Origin of the sequence: Flavobacterium aestivum, from assembly GCF_026870175.2 — a bacterium.
In the GTDB taxonomy this organism is placed as follows: Bacteria; Bacteroidota; Bacteroidia; order Flavobacteriales; family Flavobacteriaceae; genus Flavobacterium; species Flavobacterium aestivum.
In genome coordinates, this window is sequence record NZ_CP113977.2 from 3,637,248 (window position 1) to 3,654,361 (window position 17,114).

17 protein-coding genes are annotated in these 17,114 nt (G+C 32.9%); 12 read left to right on the forward strand and 5 right to left on the reverse strand.

Going from position 1 to position 17,114, the window contains the following annotated elements:
- Positions 1-55 precede the first annotated feature (55 nt).
- Positions 56-1,813, reverse strand: coding sequence for an ABC transporter ATP-binding protein (locus tag OZP08_RS15685; protein ID WP_268847026.1), 1,758 nt, complete (start codon positions 1,811-1,813; stop codon positions 56-58).
- 353 nt (positions 1,814-2,166) lie between these two features.
- Here OZP08_RS15685 and OZP08_RS15690 point away from each other — a divergent pair, with 353 nt between their 5' ends.
- The 3 genes from OZP08_RS15690 (at position 2,167) to OZP08_RS15700 (ending at position 4,694) form a co-directional block, all read left to right on the forward strand.
- Entirely contained in the window at positions 2,167-2,580 is a 414-nt protein-coding gene (locus OZP08_RS15690) for a hypothetical protein (RefSeq protein WP_281322285.1), read from the forward strand.
- A gap of 183 nt (positions 2,581-2,763) precedes the next feature.
- Positions 2,764-3,651, forward strand: coding sequence for a carbon-nitrogen hydrolase (locus tag OZP08_RS15695; protein WP_268847028.1), 888 nt, complete (start codon positions 2,764-2,766; stop codon positions 3,649-3,651).
- Between the two features lie 2 nt (positions 3,652-3,653).
- Positions 3,654-4,694, forward strand: coding sequence for an agmatine deiminase family protein (locus OZP08_RS15700; RefSeq protein ID WP_268847029.1), 1,041 nt, complete (start codon positions 3,654-3,656; stop codon positions 4,692-4,694).
- 126 nt (positions 4,695-4,820) lie between these two features.
- Here the strand turns inward: OZP08_RS15700 and OZP08_RS15705 are convergent, their stop codons facing one another.
- Complete coding sequence (locus OZP08_RS15705; protein ID WP_281322286.1) at positions 4,821-7,085, reverse strand: M1 family metallopeptidase; 2,265 nt, start codon at positions 7,083-7,085, stop codon at positions 4,821-4,823.
- A gap of 156 nt (positions 7,086-7,241) precedes the next feature.
- Here OZP08_RS15705 and OZP08_RS15710 point away from each other — a divergent pair, with 156 nt between their 5' ends.
- The 3 genes from OZP08_RS15710 to OZP08_RS15720 all read left to right on the forward strand — a co-directional run bounded on the left by OZP08_RS15710 (position 7,242) and on the right by OZP08_RS15720 (position 9,651).
- The gene (locus tag OZP08_RS15710) at positions 7,242-8,093 is read left to right on the forward strand and encodes an aldose 1-epimerase family protein (RefSeq protein WP_281322287.1); all 852 of its coding nucleotides are present in this window, start codon (positions 7,242-7,244) and stop codon (positions 8,091-8,093) included.
- 68 nt (positions 8,094-8,161) lie between these two features.
- Complete coding sequence (locus OZP08_RS15715; RefSeq protein ID WP_268847030.1) at positions 8,162-9,103, forward strand: alpha/beta fold hydrolase; 942 nt, start codon at positions 8,162-8,164, stop codon at positions 9,101-9,103.
- Complete coding sequence (locus tag OZP08_RS15720) at positions 9,103-9,651, forward strand: GNAT family N-acetyltransferase (RefSeq protein ID WP_268847031.1); 549 nt, start codon at positions 9,103-9,105, stop codon at positions 9,649-9,651. The genes OZP08_RS15715 and OZP08_RS15720 overlap by 1 nt, the downstream gene beginning before the upstream one ends.
- A 152-nt stretch (positions 9,652-9,803) precedes the next feature.
- Here OZP08_RS15720 and OZP08_RS15725 read toward each other — a convergent pair whose 3' ends face one another.
- Positions 9,804-10,028, reverse strand: coding sequence for a VF530 family protein (locus OZP08_RS15725; protein WP_268847032.1), 225 nt, complete (start codon positions 10,026-10,028; stop codon positions 9,804-9,806).
- A gap of 70 nt (positions 10,029-10,098) precedes the next feature.
- On the opposite strand from OZP08_RS15725, the gene smpB reads away from it, so the two are divergent.
- Positions 10,099-10,551: an SsrA-binding protein SmpB gene (smpB, locus tag OZP08_RS15730; protein WP_268847033.1), complete on the forward strand. Its 453-nt coding sequence runs from the start codon at positions 10,099-10,101 to the stop codon at positions 10,549-10,551.
- A 101-nt stretch (positions 10,552-10,652) separates the two neighbouring features.
- A complete protein-coding gene (locus OZP08_RS15735) occupies positions 10,653-11,321 on the forward strand; it encodes a DUF4136 domain-containing protein (protein WP_268847034.1) in 669 nt (222 codons plus the stop codon).
- 107 nt (positions 11,322-11,428) lie between these two features.
- On the opposite strand, the gene OZP08_RS15740 is transcribed toward OZP08_RS15735, so the two are convergent.
- Positions 11,429-12,067 carry a PAS domain-containing protein gene (locus OZP08_RS15740; protein WP_268847035.1) on the reverse strand — a complete coding sequence of 213 codons (639 nt, stop codon included), beginning with the start codon at positions 12,065-12,067 and terminating at the stop codon, positions 11,429-11,431.
- A gap of 249 nt (positions 12,068-12,316) precedes the next feature.
- Complete coding sequence (locus tag OZP08_RS15745) at positions 12,317-12,958, reverse strand: protein-L-isoaspartate(D-aspartate) O-methyltransferase (protein ID WP_281322288.1); 642 nt, start codon at positions 12,956-12,958, stop codon at positions 12,317-12,319.
- 179 nt (positions 12,959-13,137) lie between these two features.
- Here OZP08_RS15745 and OZP08_RS15750 point away from each other — a divergent pair, with 179 nt between their 5' ends.
- The 4 genes from OZP08_RS15750 (at position 13,138) to OZP08_RS15765 (ending at position 17,058) form a co-directional block, all read left to right on the forward strand.
- Positions 13,138-14,103: a Gfo/Idh/MocA family protein gene (locus tag OZP08_RS15750; RefSeq protein WP_281322289.1), complete on the forward strand. Its 966-nt coding sequence runs from the start codon at positions 13,138-13,140 to the stop codon at positions 14,101-14,103.
- 92 nt (positions 14,104-14,195) lie between these two features.
- On the forward strand, positions 14,196-15,083 hold the full coding sequence (locus OZP08_RS15755; RefSeq protein ID WP_268847036.1) for a 3-hydroxyacyl-CoA dehydrogenase family protein: 888 nt from the start codon (positions 14,196-14,198) through the stop codon (positions 15,081-15,083).
- A 78-nt stretch (positions 15,084-15,161) separates the two neighbouring features.
- Complete coding sequence (locus OZP08_RS15760) at positions 15,162-16,382, forward strand: DUF1015 domain-containing protein (RefSeq protein ID WP_268847037.1); 1,221 nt, start codon at positions 15,162-15,164, stop codon at positions 16,380-16,382.
- Between the two features lie 16 nt (positions 16,383-16,398).
- Positions 16,399-17,058 (forward strand): YggS family pyridoxal phosphate-dependent enzyme, encoded by a 660-nt coding sequence (locus OZP08_RS15765; protein WP_268847038.1) that lies wholly within the window; start codon positions 16,399-16,401, stop codon positions 17,056-17,058.
- Positions 17,059-17,114 lie beyond the last annotated feature (56 nt).

Sequence of the window (17,114 nt, forward strand, 5' to 3'; positions counted from 1 at the left end):
CAAAAATATTCATTTCACCCGTGATGAATAGCATTCTTTCGAAAATTTTTATTTTTTACACCACCATTTTACGTTCACCAATCTGTTGTCTCCACATGGCGTAATACAGTCCTTTCTCGTCCAATAAATCGTAGTGTTTTCCTTGTTCAATAACTCTACCTTGTTCTAATACATATATTCTGTCAGCATGCATAATGGTAGACAAACGATGGGCTATTAATACCGTAATTTGGTCTTGCTTAGATGATATGCTTCGAATGGTTTGTGTGATTTCTTCTTCTGTAATAGAGTCAAGAGCCGAGGTTGCTTCATCAAATAACAGTAATCTTGGATTTCTTAACAGTGCTCTTGCAATAGATAATCGCTGTTTTTCTCCGCCCGATACTTTAATACCACCTTCACCAATAGTGGTATTCAACCCATTTTCGGCACGCGCCAATAAATTTTGACAGGCAGATTTTTGCAATACATCATTTATTTCTTCATCAGTTGCATCAGGCTTTACAAACAATAAATTGTCTTTTATAGTTCCTGAGAACAATTGCGAATCTTGGGTCACAAACCCTAATTGTTGTCTCAATTCGGTTATATCAATGTCTTTGGCATTTATATTATTGTAAAAAATAGCGCCATCTTCGGGAGTATATAACCCAACCAACATTTTCACCAAAGTTGTTTTACCACTTCCTGATGGTCCAACAAAAGCAATTGTTTCTCCAGCTTTGGCCTCAAAAGAGATTCCTTTTACAGCATAACCAGTGGCTGTTTGATGTTTGAAAGAAATGTTAGAAAACCTTAAATCATTGATAGAGCCAATTGTTTTGGGATGCATTGGTTTCTCCTCACGTTTGGCATTCATCAAATCACTAAAATTATCCATCGAAACTTTTGTTTCATTATAAGTTGCTATAACATTCCCCAGTTCTTGCAAAGGATTAAACAAAAAGAAAGAGAAAAATAGCAACGTAATCAAATCACCAGGCTTAATGATTCCTTGAAAAATAAACATGTATAATGCAAAGACTAAACTTGTTCTCATAAAATGAACCGTTGTCCCTTGAACAAAACTCAAAGAACGAATAAATCGTACTTTCTTTAGCTCTAATCCTAATATTTTTATAGTCGTACTGTTCAAGCGATTCACTTCCTGCTCAGTTAATCCTAAACTTTTCACTAACTCAATATTGCGCAACGATTCGGTTGTTGCACCAGCCAAAGCAGTTGTTTCCAAAAGAATTTCCTTAGATACTTTTTTGATTTTGGTGCCCAAAAATGAACTGATAAAAGCAATAACAGGAACTGTTGCCAAAATAATTGGGCCAAGTAACCAATGGATATTAATGGCATACCCCATCACAAATACAATTCCGATAAGCGTTTGAAAAACTAACGAAATGGCCAAGGTGATGAACTTTTCGCAATCTATTTTTACTTTCTGAAGTCTCCCTAAGGTTTCACCGCTTCGTTGATCTTCAAAATCCTGAAAAGGCAATTCAAGTGCTTTCTGAATACCATCAGTATACATTTTAGCCCCTGTTCGTTGAATGATAATGTTGGTAAAGTAATCTTGGAAATTTTTAGCTATTCTTGACATCATTGCGGCTCCTAAAGATAAAGCCAACCAGCCCGAAACTGCTTTGATAAAATCGGATAAATTATTCTTGAAACTTGCCACCCCAACACCACATTGGTTCAACAATTTCCCAATAATAATAGAGTCGCATAAAGAAAAACATTGGTTAATTGCTGCTAAAAATAGAGCCAAAAATAATAAAGTTTTGTGCTCTTTAATATAGGTATATAGTATTTTCATATGTTGGTATTTACTGCTTTTTATTGCTCATATGTAATTTGCATATCATCATTGGTGTTTACATACCAATTATATGTTCATGCACTTTCCATTGTTGTTTTTAAAAATTTGAATTACAAAACTACAACTATTGAATTCAAATAAATAGAGTTGATCACAATAATAACATACAAAAAAATCTTAAATTTTATTGTGCGATAATTACTGATTCCCTCATATATCAGCATTTTAAAGAATCTACAAAATTCTGTTTTTCAGAAAATTAATACCCAAAAATCCTATTTAACATTTTAAAAAAGCAACCATATTCCTATTTAGGTATCTATTTATATATAACAAAAAACAATTTTATTATGAAAAAATTTAAATTACAATCTATTCTATTCGTGTTTTTCGCAGCAACAGTTTTAACTTCCTGTAACAAAGATGATGATTCTCCAAGTACTCCGGAACTTATCACAAAAAATACTTTTGTAACTGATGTAAATGGACCTACTACAGGAAAAGTAGACGAAACCATCACTCTAAACGTTCTCTTCACTGTAGATAATAGCTGCGGAGATTTCAATAAATTTATCGATGTCACAATAGACAAAGAAAAAGGCTTACAAGTACAAGCCAAATATCCATCAGCAATTTGCGACAAAAGAGTACCAGAACCAAAAACTACAACATATAAATTCAAATCATCTACTAAAGGAAGCTATCAGGTAAAATTTAGAAAATCTGAAACTGAATTTAAAACGCACACCATCGTCATCAATTAACAAATTTTAAAAACAAAAAGAATAACCTTTTTGCATTATTTAAACTTTTGTACTGTTATCTAAGAAACCGTTTTATTCTTAATTTCATTCAATTCTAATAATAATTTACGAACGAAATATTTATAAAACGGTTTATCCTACTCTTTATAAAAATAACTATTTTTGCAGTCTAAATTTTTTACCATGTCAAAGAAGAAATACAAAATAGCGGTTATTCAATTGAATCTTAATGATGTCGCCGAAAACAACCTGAAAAAATGTTTGAGTTGGGTGCGAGATGCCGCCAATCAAGGTGCCGAAGTTATTTCACTACCTGAATTATACAGCAGTCATTATTTTTGTCAAAGTGAAGATGTCGACAATTTTGCTTTAGCAGAACCTTTGTATAGCACATCATTTATTGCTTTTAGCGCTTTAGCAAAAGAATTAGGTGTCGTAATCATTGTTCCTTTCTTCGAAAAAAGAATGGCAGGAATTTATCATAATAGTGCTTATATCATCAATACAGATGGAACAGAAGCAGGATTATACCGCAAAATGCATATTCCAGACGATCCTCATTTTTATGAAAAATTCTATTTTACTCCAGGTGATATAGGATTCAAAGCCTTCCCTACCGAAAAAGGAAAAATAGGAACTTTAATTTGTTGGGATCAATGGTATCCGGAAGCAGCTCGATTAACTGCTTTACAAGGTGCTGATGTGTTGTTTTACCCAACAGCAATTGGGTGGCATCCTCTTGAAAAAGAAGAATATGGCGAAAACCAACACGGTGCATGGATGAACGTAATGAAAGGTCATGCTGTGGCAAATGGTGTTTATGTAGCTGCCGCAAACAGAATTGGTTTAGAACAATATATTGAAGGAACTGCTGGAATTCAGTTTTGGGGATCATCATTTATTGCTGGACCTCAAGGTGAAATTTTGGCGCAAGCCTCACATGATAAAGAGGAAATCTTAATTGCTGAAGTAGACTTGGATTTACAGGAAAATGTACGTCAGAACTGGCCTTTCTTCAGAGACAGAAGAGTTGATGCTTTCGGAGATATTACCAAAAGAGCAATCGACTAATCATGAGTACAAACAACAGAAGATTCCCAGCAGAATGGGAAAAACAACAAGGTATTTTATTGTGTTTTCCGCATAACGGGAAAGATTGGCCTGGAAAATATGAAGCTATACAATGGGCTTTTGTAGAATTCATCAAAAAAGTAGCCACTTACGAGATCGTTTTTTTGGTAGTTGCCGATGAAAACCAAAAAGCGAAAGTAAATGAAATGCTAGAAATGGCACATGTAAAAATTAGCAATGTTTCATTTATCATTCAGAAAACCAATCGCAGTTGGATGCGTGACTCTGGACCAATCATTGTAAAAAATGGTACCACAAGAGAAGCATTGAATTTTAACTTTAACGGTTGGGCCAAGTACAAAAACATCAATTTAGACAAACACATCCCTGCAAAAGTAGGTGAATCTCTAAATATTCCTGTTACACAAGTAATGTACAAAGGAAAACCTGTTATTGTAGAAGGCGGTGCTATTGATGTAAACGGAAAAGGAACATTACTAACATCAGAAGAATGCTTGATGCATCCTGATATTCAGGTAAGGAATCCTAATTTCACCAAAGAAGATTACGAAGCCGTTTTCAAAGAATATCTTGGAGTAACCAATGTGATTTGGTTAGGCGACGGAATTGAAGGCGATGATACTCACGGACACATCGATGATTTATGCCGATTTGTAAATGAAGACACAATTGTTACCATAATCGAATTAGATCCAAACGACAGCAACTACAAACCGTTACAAGATAACTTGAAACGATTGCAAAATGCTAAACTAGAAAACGGAAAATCACCAATTATTGTAGCATTACCAATGCCAAAACGCATAGATTTTGATGGCTTACGTTTACCTGCCAGTTATGCTAATTTCTTAATATTAAACAACTGTGTTTTGGTTCCGACGTTTAATGACGCCAATGACAGAAATGCATTAAATATTTTGGCAGAATGCTTCCCTGATAGAGAAATTATCGGGATAAGTGCCATAGATTTAATTTGGGGATTTGGGACCTTACATTGCTTGAGCCAACAAATTCCAGAATAAATTATCGTTATTGTATATTTTTAAAATGCAAATCTATTTATATAGCATTTCAAATTCATAGATAACATTAAACCATAAAAAAAGACTTGTAGAAAACTACAAGTCTTTTTTTATCCTCAAACAAAATTAATCTCTTGCGAAAGGAATTTTTTGATCGCCTTCAATAACCATATCAAATCCAGTTTTGGCTTCATTAAATTGAAATTTAACTCCTGCTTCTTTAGATTCAAATACATCTTGAGAAACAAACGTTAACCCAAACTTAGGATAATCAGTGATCTCGGCAAATAAAGTACTATTTTTTTCGGTAATTACAATTTTCAATGGAGCTACTTTCGTAGAGTATTTACCAATATAACTATCTAAAATTATTTCTTTCTCTATTACACCTTTCTCTGAAGTCCAAGTATTATTGCTTTCATTAGAATCTGGAAAAGCATGTTCTGGATCAAGAACAATACTAGCTATTTCTTCAGTAGTATTTACTTTGAATGACCAATCAACATTTTTTTGCCAAACTTCAACCGGTAATTTAACTCTGGTAACTTTTCCGCTTTTTGTTTTCACATCCAAAACGACTGGCATCGCCATTTTCTCAAAGTTTTCAATATTAATTATTACACCTTGTGCAGGATCATTTTTTACATATTTAATAGAATTAATTCCTTGGTCTAAACGCCAGTTATTTATAAACCAACCTCTCCAGAACCAACCTAAATCTTCTCCAGCCACATTCTCCATGGTTCTAAAAAAATCATCAGGAGATGGGTGTTTAAAAGCCCAACGCTCAGTATAAGTTCTAAAAGCTGTATCAAAACGTTCTTGTCCTAACACTTGCTCTCTTAAAATTTGCAATCCTGAACTTGGTTTGTAATAACATAAAAGACCAATATTTCTTTCTTTCATGTTATCTGGAGAACTCATAACGGTTTCTACTTTTGGATTGGTAAAATACTCCGCATTTTGATGAAAATCTGTTGGTTTCTTTTTAAACTCACCATTATTGAATTCAGCTGAACTTACTGAATTAATAAAAGTATTAAATCCTTCATCCATCCAAGCAAATAAACGCTCGTTAGACCCTACAATCATAGGAAACCAACCATGACCAAACTCATGATCTGTAACTCCCCATAAATCTTCTCCTTTAGATTGCCATCCGCAAAAAACAATTCCAGGGTATTCCATTCCTCCTTCATTTCCGGCTACATTTGTAGCAACTGGATAAGGATATTCAAACCATTTTTTAGAATAATGCTCAATAGCTGCCTTAGTATATTCTGTAGCACGATCCCAAGCATCTTTTCCTACGCTTTCTACTGGATAAGCAGATAAAGCCAATGATTTTTTACCACTTGGCAAATTAATTCTGGCTCCATCTAATATAAATGCTGAAGATGATGCCCAAGAAAGATCACGTGAATTTTTTATTCTAAAGTGCCATGTTTTCTCAGAAGTACTTCCAGATTTTGCAGCAGCATTTACCTCATCAGCAGTACGAATCATAACTGTTTTTTCACTTTGTGCAGCTTGTGCAATTCTTTTTTGCTCAGCTGCCGTATAAACTGCAGTTGGATTTAATAATTCTCCTGAACTCACTACAACATGATTAGAAGGAACTGTGATATTAAAATCAAAATCACCATATTCAAGATAAAACTCTGATGCTCCAATATATGGATTGATATTCCAACCTCTTAAATCATCATACACACACATACGAGGGTACCATTGTGCAATGGTGAAAATTTTCCCGTTTTTAGTATCCAAAACCCCCATTCTGTCCGAACCTTCTTTTGGAGAAATGAATGAAAAATCAATTTTTATTTTCACTACTCCACCTTTAGATTTCAACTCATCTGGAAGAAAAACTTGCATTCTGGTATCAGAAATAACATATTTTGCTTCAGTTTCAACCGTTTTTCCTCTATTAGTAGAAACAACTTTTACTGACTTTATTTTATATCCTCCATCAAATACTTCGCCTTGAGCTCCATTACGACTTCCTTTTAAAGGTACAATTGCATTTCCTCTAGAATCTGATTTGAAAAAATTTTGATCCAATGACATCCAAACAAAAGACATTTTATCAAAACTATTATTGGTATAGGTCACAATTTCTGACCCAATAATTTCATTTGTTTTTTCATTTAATCTGGCTGTCAATTTATAATCAGCTCTGTTTTGCCAATATTCATGACCTGGTGCACCATTAGCAGATCGTGTAGAGGAACCATTATTTGCATAAAATATAGGTCCAAACGCATCTTGATAGCTATACTTTGATACAGGTGCAGGAGTTGCAGCATTTGATGTTTCTTGTGCCCATGAAGTAGCACTTCCAACAAGTAAAGCCAGTTGCAAAATGGCTCCGAAACGGGTGTTTTTCATATTTTTCTTTTTTTTAAATCACAAATTAATGGAAAAAAAAATGAATTTTCCACATGAAATTAAGAATATGATTAGAATTTAGCATTATTTCTACAACTTAATTAAAATATAAAATATCTTTACAATATGCTATAAATACAATAAACAGATATTATTTTGATTACAACTCTATCAAACTCAATTCTTACCGCACAAATAAAACATATAGGAGCTGAATTATGTTCCCTAAAAGACAATTCCAATACGGAATACATTTGGAGTGGAAACCCTGAATTTTGGGGTAAACACTCCCCTATTTTGTTTCCAATTGTTGGCACACTAAAAAACAATTCCTATCAATATAAAGACACTGAATATCATTTATCCAGACATGGATTTGCTCGTGAAATGAACTTTGAATTGATTGACAAACAAGAAAACAGTGCTACTTTTTCTTTAATTTCATCTGATGAAACTTTGAAAAAATATCCGTTTGATTTTGAATTGCGTATAATTTATACTTTAGAGAATAAATCTTTAAAAATTGAATACAAAGTCATCAACAAGGGAGTATCAAAAATGCCATTTTCAATTGGAGCACATCCTGCATTTGACTTACCCGGAAATTTTGAAAATTACAGCCTTGAATTTGAGAATGATGAGCCTTTGACACTTTCCCTCTTGGAAGATGGTCTAATTTCAAATATTACCGAGCAAATACAATTAGATAAAAAACAATTGCATTTAAATCGTAAGCTATTCGAAAAGGATACTTTGATTATCAAACAAATTCAATCAAAATCGATTACAATTTTAAGAAATTCAAATCCAATTTTAAAAGTTAGCTACAAAGATTTCCCCGATTTAGGAATTTGGACACCCCAAAATGCGCCTTTTATATGTATTGAACCATGGTTTGGCTATTCAGACACCACCAATACATTTGGAGATCTTTTTGAAAAAGAAAGTATACAAATATTAGAAGCCAATGCAACTTTTCAATCGGCTTTCAATATTGAAATCTTATAACCAATGAAAACAGTACCTTTATATTGAACTAAAACTCATATAACTGAAGTTCGTAAATAAAAGAAACTATGCGTAATTTACCGCTTCTGTCATTGCTCATTCTCTCAACATCGGGCTGTTCTGATTTTAAAATAGTCCCTGACTATGTATTTAATTCTTTAAAAAAGAAAGAATTATACATTAAATCATACGACAATACATTAAAATTATGGGATGTACCGTTTGAAGAGATAGACGTAAAGACAAATTATGGTATTGCACACGTTATTGTCTGTGGCCCAAAATCAGGTGAACCATTGGTTTTATTTCATGGTACAGATGCCAGTTCGACCATGTGGTTTCCGAATGTAACAGAATTAAGCAAAGGAAACCGAGTTTATGCCATTGACTTCCCTTTAGAAGCTGGAAAGTCACTTTCAAACAGGAGAAAATTAAGCAACAAACAAGCTGCTGCATTTTATAATGAGGTTTTTAAACATTTTCAAATGGAAGACATTAATTTATTGGGCATATCAAGAGGCGGATGGATGGCAACCTATTTAGCCTTACAACCCAATATCCCAGTCAAAAGAATAATCTTATTGAGCCCTGCACAAACCTTTGGAAGAGTTGCGAATTTAGGGAAAGTCCTTACTGGAATTAATATTAAAATATTTCCAAGCCTAAAAAGTACAAATAGATTTTTTAACGCCTTTTCCTATTATCCGGAAAAAATTGACAGTGTTTTCAAAAATCAGCTTTATCTTGCTTACAAATATGGTAACAGCAAACCTCGTCTATTGAATATGTCACTATTTTCTAAAAAAGAATTAAAATCACTAAAAATGCCCGTACTCGTTTTGATAGGCGATCATGATATTGTTAATAAAGAAAAAATATTTGTCAAAGTGCACAAATACATTCCCAATGCAGAGACTGCAGTTATCAAAAACTCCGGACACTTTATGTCTATTGACCAATCTGAAATTATAAATAAAAAAATTGTCGAATTTTTAAACAATAGCAAATAATGTTAGAAATAAACTTTACCCCTTTTCCGAATCTTGAAACCGAGCGTTTATTGTTGAAACAAGTAACCGCTGATGATGTTGATGACATTTTTGAATTGCGATCTAATAAAGAAGTCATGAAATACATCCCGAGACCATTGCTTCAAAACAAAGAAGAAGCCTTGGAACTTATTGCTATGTTAAATGACAAAATAGAAAACAACATTGGAATTAACTGGGGAATACAACTGAAAAATGATCCAAAAATCATTGGTATTATTGGGCATTACAGAATTAAACCCGAGCACTATAGAGCCGAAGTAGGTTACATGCTATTACCTGAATATAATGGAAAAGGAATTATATCCGAAGCTTTGCAAAAAGTAGTTGAATATGGTTTCAAAGATATGCAACTCCATTCTATAGAAGCAGTTTTAGACCCTAAAAACGCTGGATCAGAAAAAGTTCTATTGAAAAATGGTTTTGTAAAAGAAGCACATTTAGTAGAAAATGAATACTATGATGGACGTTTTCTAGATACCTTAATATACTCCGTTTTGAACAAATAGTGCCCTAATAATCAGTTGAAAAAATTACTTACCACACTTATATAGTTCTCGGAAACGAATGTCATAGCCCAGATGGAAACAAATATCCTTTTATGCCGGTGTTCGGCATAAAAGATATTGTGTACAGCTGGATTAAGCTCCTAGCTATTGGTTTACATTTTCTGAATGGTCTTTATATACAATTCTTCAACTTGTTTTCTGGCCCAATCTGTTTTACGCAAGAAGGTAAGACTGGATTTTATGCTCGGATTTATATTGAAACATTTGATTTTAATCAATTCCCCTAAGGTATCAAATCCATAGTAAGCTACTAACGTTTCCAGAATTTTTTGAAGTGTAACTCCATGAAGCGGGTCTTTTGATTGCTGCTTTTCCATCCGGCAAATTTATAGCATTTTATCAAAAACAATTGGTCTTTCATTAATTAGTTCCTAAATTTGCCCAACTATGCAAAAAACTGTCAACATACTCAATAAAAGAGCCCGATTCGACTATGAAATCCTTGAAACCTATACCGCAGGTATTGTTTTAGTGGGAACCGAAATAAAATCTATTCGATTAGGAAAAGCCAACATAACCGAAAGTTTTTGTGAATTTAGCGGTAATGAACTTTTTGCCATCAATACTTATATAGAGGAATATTCTTTTGGAAATCAATTCAATCATAAAGCCCGTAGCGAACGTAAATTACTTTTGAATAAAAGGGAATTGAAGGGATTACTAAGAAGTGTTCAAGCCAAGGGACTTACTATCGTCCCTCTAAAATTATTCACTAATGAAAAGGGATTGGCCAAACTACAAATTGGACTTTGTAAAGGTAAAAAAACTTATGATAAAAGAGAGTCCTTGAAAGAACAGGACACCAAAAGAGATTTAGATAGAATAAAGAAAGCTTTTTAAATAATCTTTAATGCTTTTTGATTAAATTTCAATAAGATACCGTAGATTTTTGTCAAAATTATAATTACTTTTACTACAGTAAAACAAAAAAACGGAAAATTATGAAAAACATTTTTATCGCATTAATTTGTGTTTGCCTTACAAGTTGTGGAAGTAATACATCAATTGTTTCTAGTTGGAGAGACCCAAATGCAACTCTTGCAAGTGAAAACTTCAAAAAAGTAATAGTTGTAGCTTTAGCTAAAGACGAAAGTACCAGAAGGTCTACAGAAAATAGAATTGCTTCTATTAATCCTTCGGTACTAAATCCTTCTTACAATTATTTAAATCAAGCAAATTTAAATCTTACACAAGAACAAAAATTAAGCATTCTTCAAACTGAAGGCTTTGACGGGGCAATTACAATGCGTTTCATAAGAGCCGATAAAGAAACTCAATATGTCCCAGGAACAAGCACTTATTATGGTGGAATGGGATATCCTGGAATGGGATATGGCTATGTAGGCGGATATGGCATGGGTTATGGTGCTGGATTTGGAGGATGGTACGGTGCTTACGCTCCTGCATACTACACTCCGGGGTACTACCAAGAAAACACATATTACTATATAGAAACTAATATTTTTGACTTAAAAAACAATAAATTAGTTTGGAGTGCTACTACAAAATCTTTGGATGTATCTGATATCAGTGCCACTGTTGACGAAATCATGCAAGCTTGTGTGAATCAGATGAGAGCTGATGGATATATGCCTCCTAAAACAAAATAACATAATCCTCATAAAGAGATTTATATAAATTAAAAAGCAATACTAAAATTATTTAGTATTGCTTTTTTCATTCAAATTGAAATAATAATACCTAAAAAGATATGCTTTTATAAACCGAAAAATCTACTGAAAAAACCTTTCTTTTCTTCCTCTTCGGTTCCTTTAACAACTGCATCATGTTGTATTTGTTGCAATTCCTCAGTTTTTTGATTTTCGATCATTAATTTAGTAACCAACTCAACATAACTAAGCCCTTCCTCTTCTAAAAAGCCAATCAAGTATTTTTCACTTGCATCAACACCACTCGCTTGTTCAATCTGTAAAAGCTTTTTATACAAAGGCTCAATATGCTTTGTTATCACCTCTTCCGGAACCGCTTTTCTTCTGGCTATATAATTAACTATATTACCATTTTCGTCTCTAGAATACTCAAAATTGGTAATCACCCAATAATACCTTCCGGATTTTGCTAAATTTTTTACAATTCCATGAAACTGATTTCCCTTTTGAATATTCTCCCAAAGCACCTTAAATATAACCTTTGGCATATCCGGATGTCTAACAATATTATGGGGCTGAGCCATTAATTCATAATCCTCATAACCACAAACATCTACAAAAACTTCATTTGCGTACTCGATGGTACCATACAAATCCGTTTTACTCATAATTGTTTTCGTTTTATCCCATGACACCTCTTTATCAATAGGGATTGGTCTTTTGATCATTTCTTTCACTTCGTTCATACCTTTTTATTAAACATTTAATTCTATTACAAGTATTTTACTTACGAATACTTGACGAAACAAATTTAAAACCTCCTTTTTGTTAAAAATATGATAATAGTCAGTTTTGTAAATATTATCAGAATTTAGCTGCTTATTATTAAAATACGGTTGCTGTATTCCAATATAATAGTATTTACTTTAAAGCTATGACATAAAAAAACCATTCTATAGAATGAATGGTTTTAAAAAATTAGATTAGAAAATAAATTAATTCTTGTCTTCTAATAAAGGAACGAAACGAAATTCTCCAAACTCATGCTTTTCAAATTGAGTTTCATTTATACGTATTAACAATGTCATGATTTGAACATCTTCTCCTAACGGAATGACGAGTCTTCCTCCTATTTTGAGTTGTGCCATTAATGGTTGTGGAATTATAGGAGCACCGGCAGTAACAATTATACTATCAAATGGAGCGTAACCAGGTAAACCCTTATAACCATCTCCAAAAGAAATATGTTGCGGACGAATTCCTAGTTTTGGTAATAAAGCCGAAGTTTGTTTAAACAATTCTTTTTGTCGCTCAACACTATAAACTTTAGCACCCATCATACACAAAACAGCTGTTTGATAACCAGAGCCAGTACCAATTTCTAGTACTTTATGACCTTTACTAACCTCTAATAATTGGGATTGAAAAGCAACAGTATAAGGCTGGGAAATAGTTTGGCCAGCTCCAATAGGAAATGCTTTGTCTTGGTATGCGAAATCTGCAAAACTTGAGTTCAAAAACAAATGTCTCGGAATTTTTTTTATGGCTTCTAAAACGTTCTTGTCTGTAATTCCTTTTTGTTGTAAGACACTTACTAATTGATTACGAAGTCCTTGATGTTTGGCGGTATCTTTCAAAGTTTTGGGTTTTATAAAAAGGCAAAAATAGAAAACAAATTCAAATTCCAATTTAAAAAAAACTTCAATTTTTACTGAGTCCGTTTCATACTTAAAGGTTAAAATTTAGACTCGATAGTTATCCGCATAAAAATTGGAATTTCTTATTTTATTACTATTTTTGTAGAAACATCATTATTATGCTGAAAATTGGAGTATTGGGTGCAGGGCATCTAGGTAAAATACATTTGCGTTTATTACAACAATCCGAAAAGTATGAATTAGTTGGTTTTTATGACCCCAATCAAGAAAATGCCGAAAAAATATCGAAAGAATTTGGTTACAAACATTTTAATACAATTGCAACTCTAATTCATGCAGTTGACGTAATTGATATTGTAACTCCAACACTTTCCCACTATAAATGTGCCAAAGTTGCTATTAAATCCGGTAAACACGTTTTTATAGAAAAACCTATTTCTAATACAGTTGAAGAGGCTGAAGAAATCATTGCTCTTGCCAAAGAATATAATGTAAAAGGACAAGTTGGACATGTAGAAAGATTCAATCCTGCCTTTATCGCTACCAAAAACATGATTGAAAATCCCATGTTTATAGAAACCCATCGATTGGCAGAGTTTAATCCACGTGGTACAGATGTCCCAGTAGTTTTAGACTTGATGATTCATGACATCGATGCTATTTTAAGCGTAGTAAATTCTAAAGTAAAAAACATCAATGCAAGCGGTGTATCTGTTATAAGTGAAACTCCAGATATTGCCAATGCAAGAATTGAATTCGAAAACGGTTGTGTAGCCAACTTAACCGCGAGCCGAATTTCTATGAAAAACATGCGCAAGTCGCGATTTTTTCAAAAAGATGCCTACATTTCTGTTGACTTTCTAGAAAAAAAATGTGAAGTAGTTAAAATGAAAGATGCTCCAGAAGTACCTGGTGATTTTGACATGATTTTACAAAATGCCGAAGGAGTAAAAAAACAGATTTACTTCTCTAATCCAGATGTTGAACAAAATAATGCTATTCTGGACGAACTAGAATCGTTTGCTGATGCTATCAATAACGATACTACACCTGTAGTAACTTTAGAACAAGCAACAGATGCATTAAGAGTGGCATACCAAATTATAGATTGCTTTAAAAAATAAATAACTCAATAAATCAAATTAAAAGTTTAAAGTTTAAAGTCCACAATTCGTCTTTAAATTTTAAACTTTTTTAACTTTAAAAAATAATAAAAATGAAAATTATTGCTGTAATTGGTGCTGGGACTATGGGTAATGGAATTGCACATACCTTTGCACAAAGTGGATTTACTGTTAAATTAATCGATATCTCCGAGAAGTCATTAGACAAAGGAATGGCAACCATAGCAGCCAATTTAGATCGAATGGTTTCTAAAGGAACCATAACCGAAGAAGAAAAGACAAAAACTATTACAAATATCATTACCTATACAGACATTAAGGATGGTGTAACAGGTGTAGATTTAGTAGTAGAAGCTGCTACTGAAAATGTAGATTTAAAACTCAACATCTTCAAGCAATTAAACGAAGCTTGTTCGCACAACACCATTTTAGCAACTAATACCTCATCAATTTCCATTACACAAATTGGTGCAGTAGTAGCTCATCCGGAACGTGTAATTGGAATGCACTTTATGAACCCTGTGCCTATCATGAAACTTGTAGAAATCATTCGCGGTTACAATACCAGTGATGAAGTTACTAACATTATCATGGCTTTATCCGAAAAATTAGGAAAAACACCAGTTGAAGTAAACGATTATCCAGGATTTGTTGCCAATAGAATTTTAATGCCAATGATTAACGAGGCAATTGAAACTTTATATAACAAAGTAGCTGGTGTTTATGAGATTGACACTGTTATGAAATTAGGAATGGGACACCCAATGGGACCTTTACAACTAGCAGATTTTATTGGTCTTGATGTATGTCTTGCTATCTTAAATGTGATGTACGATGGTTTCAAAAATCCAAAATATGCACCTTGTCCTTTATTGGTAAACATGGTGAGAGCAGGAAAATTAGGTGTAAAATCAGGTGAAGGTTTTTACGATTATAGCGAAAGTAAAAAAGCTGAAAAAATTTCAAAACAGTTTATTTAAAAAGCTGTGGTTTTCGGTCACAGATTTTAACCTAATTGATGAATTAAAATCTGTGACTAAAACTAAAAACAAAATAGAATGGCAAAAATAGTACCTTTTAAAGCAGTTAGACCCACACGCGATAAAGTGTGTCTTGTAACATGTCGTTCGTATGAGGAATACATAAATGCTGAATTGGCCGCACAATTGGATTTTAATCCATTATCATTTTTGCATATTTTAAAACCAGCCTATTCGAATCAAAATACAGTTTCTTATGAAAAGCGATACAAACTGGTATCCCAAAAATATCAGGAATTCAAAAAAGAGCTTATTTTAATCAAAGATAAAAAGCCATCTATTTACATCCATAAGATTGTCACCAAAACACATTCATTCACAGGAATAATAGTTGGCACAAGTATAGAAGATTATCGCAACAATATAATCAAGAAACACGAAGATACACTAGCATTTAGAGTTCGATTGTTAAAAGAATACATGAATTATTCGGAGTTCAATACAGAACCCGTTCTAATGACCTATCCTGATAACAAAACTATTGAAAATTGGATTTACAACTGTACCCAAAAACTAGCTGATTTTGAATTCTCTACTACAAAAAAAGAGATTCATTATTTATGGAAAATTGATGATGAACTAGAAATCAATTGGATACAAGGTATTTTTGAAAAAATAAAAAATCTATATATCGCGGACGGTCACCACAGATCCGAAGCCTCTAAATTATTATCCGAAGAGAATAAAGATCCGGAAAACACAGCAAAAGACTACTTGCTAAGTTATTTAATTTCAGAAAACAACATCAAAATATACGAATTCAATCGACTCATAAAAGATTTGAACGGATTATCCAAAGAGGATTTTCTCCAGAAGTTAAATGAGACCTTCATTGTCGAAATCAAAAATCAACAGCCATTTCAGCCAATTGAAAAACATCAATTTGGAATGTATCTTGACCATGAATTCTATAGTCTGATTTTGAAACCAGAATATTGTATTTTTGAAACTGCTTTAGATTCTTTAGATACACAAATTCTTTATTCAAAAGTACTATTGCCTCTTTTAAACATTCAAGATCTTCGAAATGATGAGCGAATTGAATATATATCCGGTAAACAATCTATACTCGAAGTAAAACGAAAAATAGATGAAGAAGAATTCGAAATAGGATTCATTATGTTCCCTTCCAATATTCAGGAAATAAAAGATTTAGCTGACGCTAATCTCGTTATGCCACCAAAAAGTACTTATATAGAACCCAAATTCAGAAATGGATTAGTGATTTATGAACTTTAAATTAAAAGATTTAAAAATGTCAATAGCTACAAATTTACAGACTATAAAATCAACACTCCCAGACCACGTGACCTTAGTCGCTGTGTCCAAAACAAAACCCGTTTCTGATTTGATGCAAGCCTATGATGCAGGCCAACGCATTTTTGGTGAAAACAAAATTCAGGAAATGGTCGATAAATGGGAACAAATGCCCAAAGATATCGAATGGCATATGATTGGACATGTACAGACCAATAAAGTCAAATACATGGCTCCTTTCGTAAATTTGGTTCATGGAGTAGACAGCCTTAAATTATTAGAAGAAATCAATAAGCAAGCCTTAAAAAACGATCGGGTTATTAATTGCTTACTCCAGATACATATAGCCGAAGAAGAAACAAAATTTGGACTTGATGAAGAAGAACTTAACACTCTCTTATCCTCCGATTCTTTTCTAAAAATGAAAAATATTCGAATTGTAGGCTTAATGGGAATGGCGACTTTTACAGACAATCAAAACCAGATCAAGAAAGAATTCACGCATTTAAAATCTATTTTTGACAATCATAAAAATCTAAATTCTGAGAATTGCAATCTAAAAATTCTTTCCATGGGAATGTCTGGCGATTACCAATTGGCAATTGCATGCGGCAGTACAATGGTTCGGATTGGAAGTAGTATCTTTGGAGGGCGATAATTTGATTTTTTGATCTCAGATTTAGCGACTGAACACTAAAAAAACGTAAAGATGTA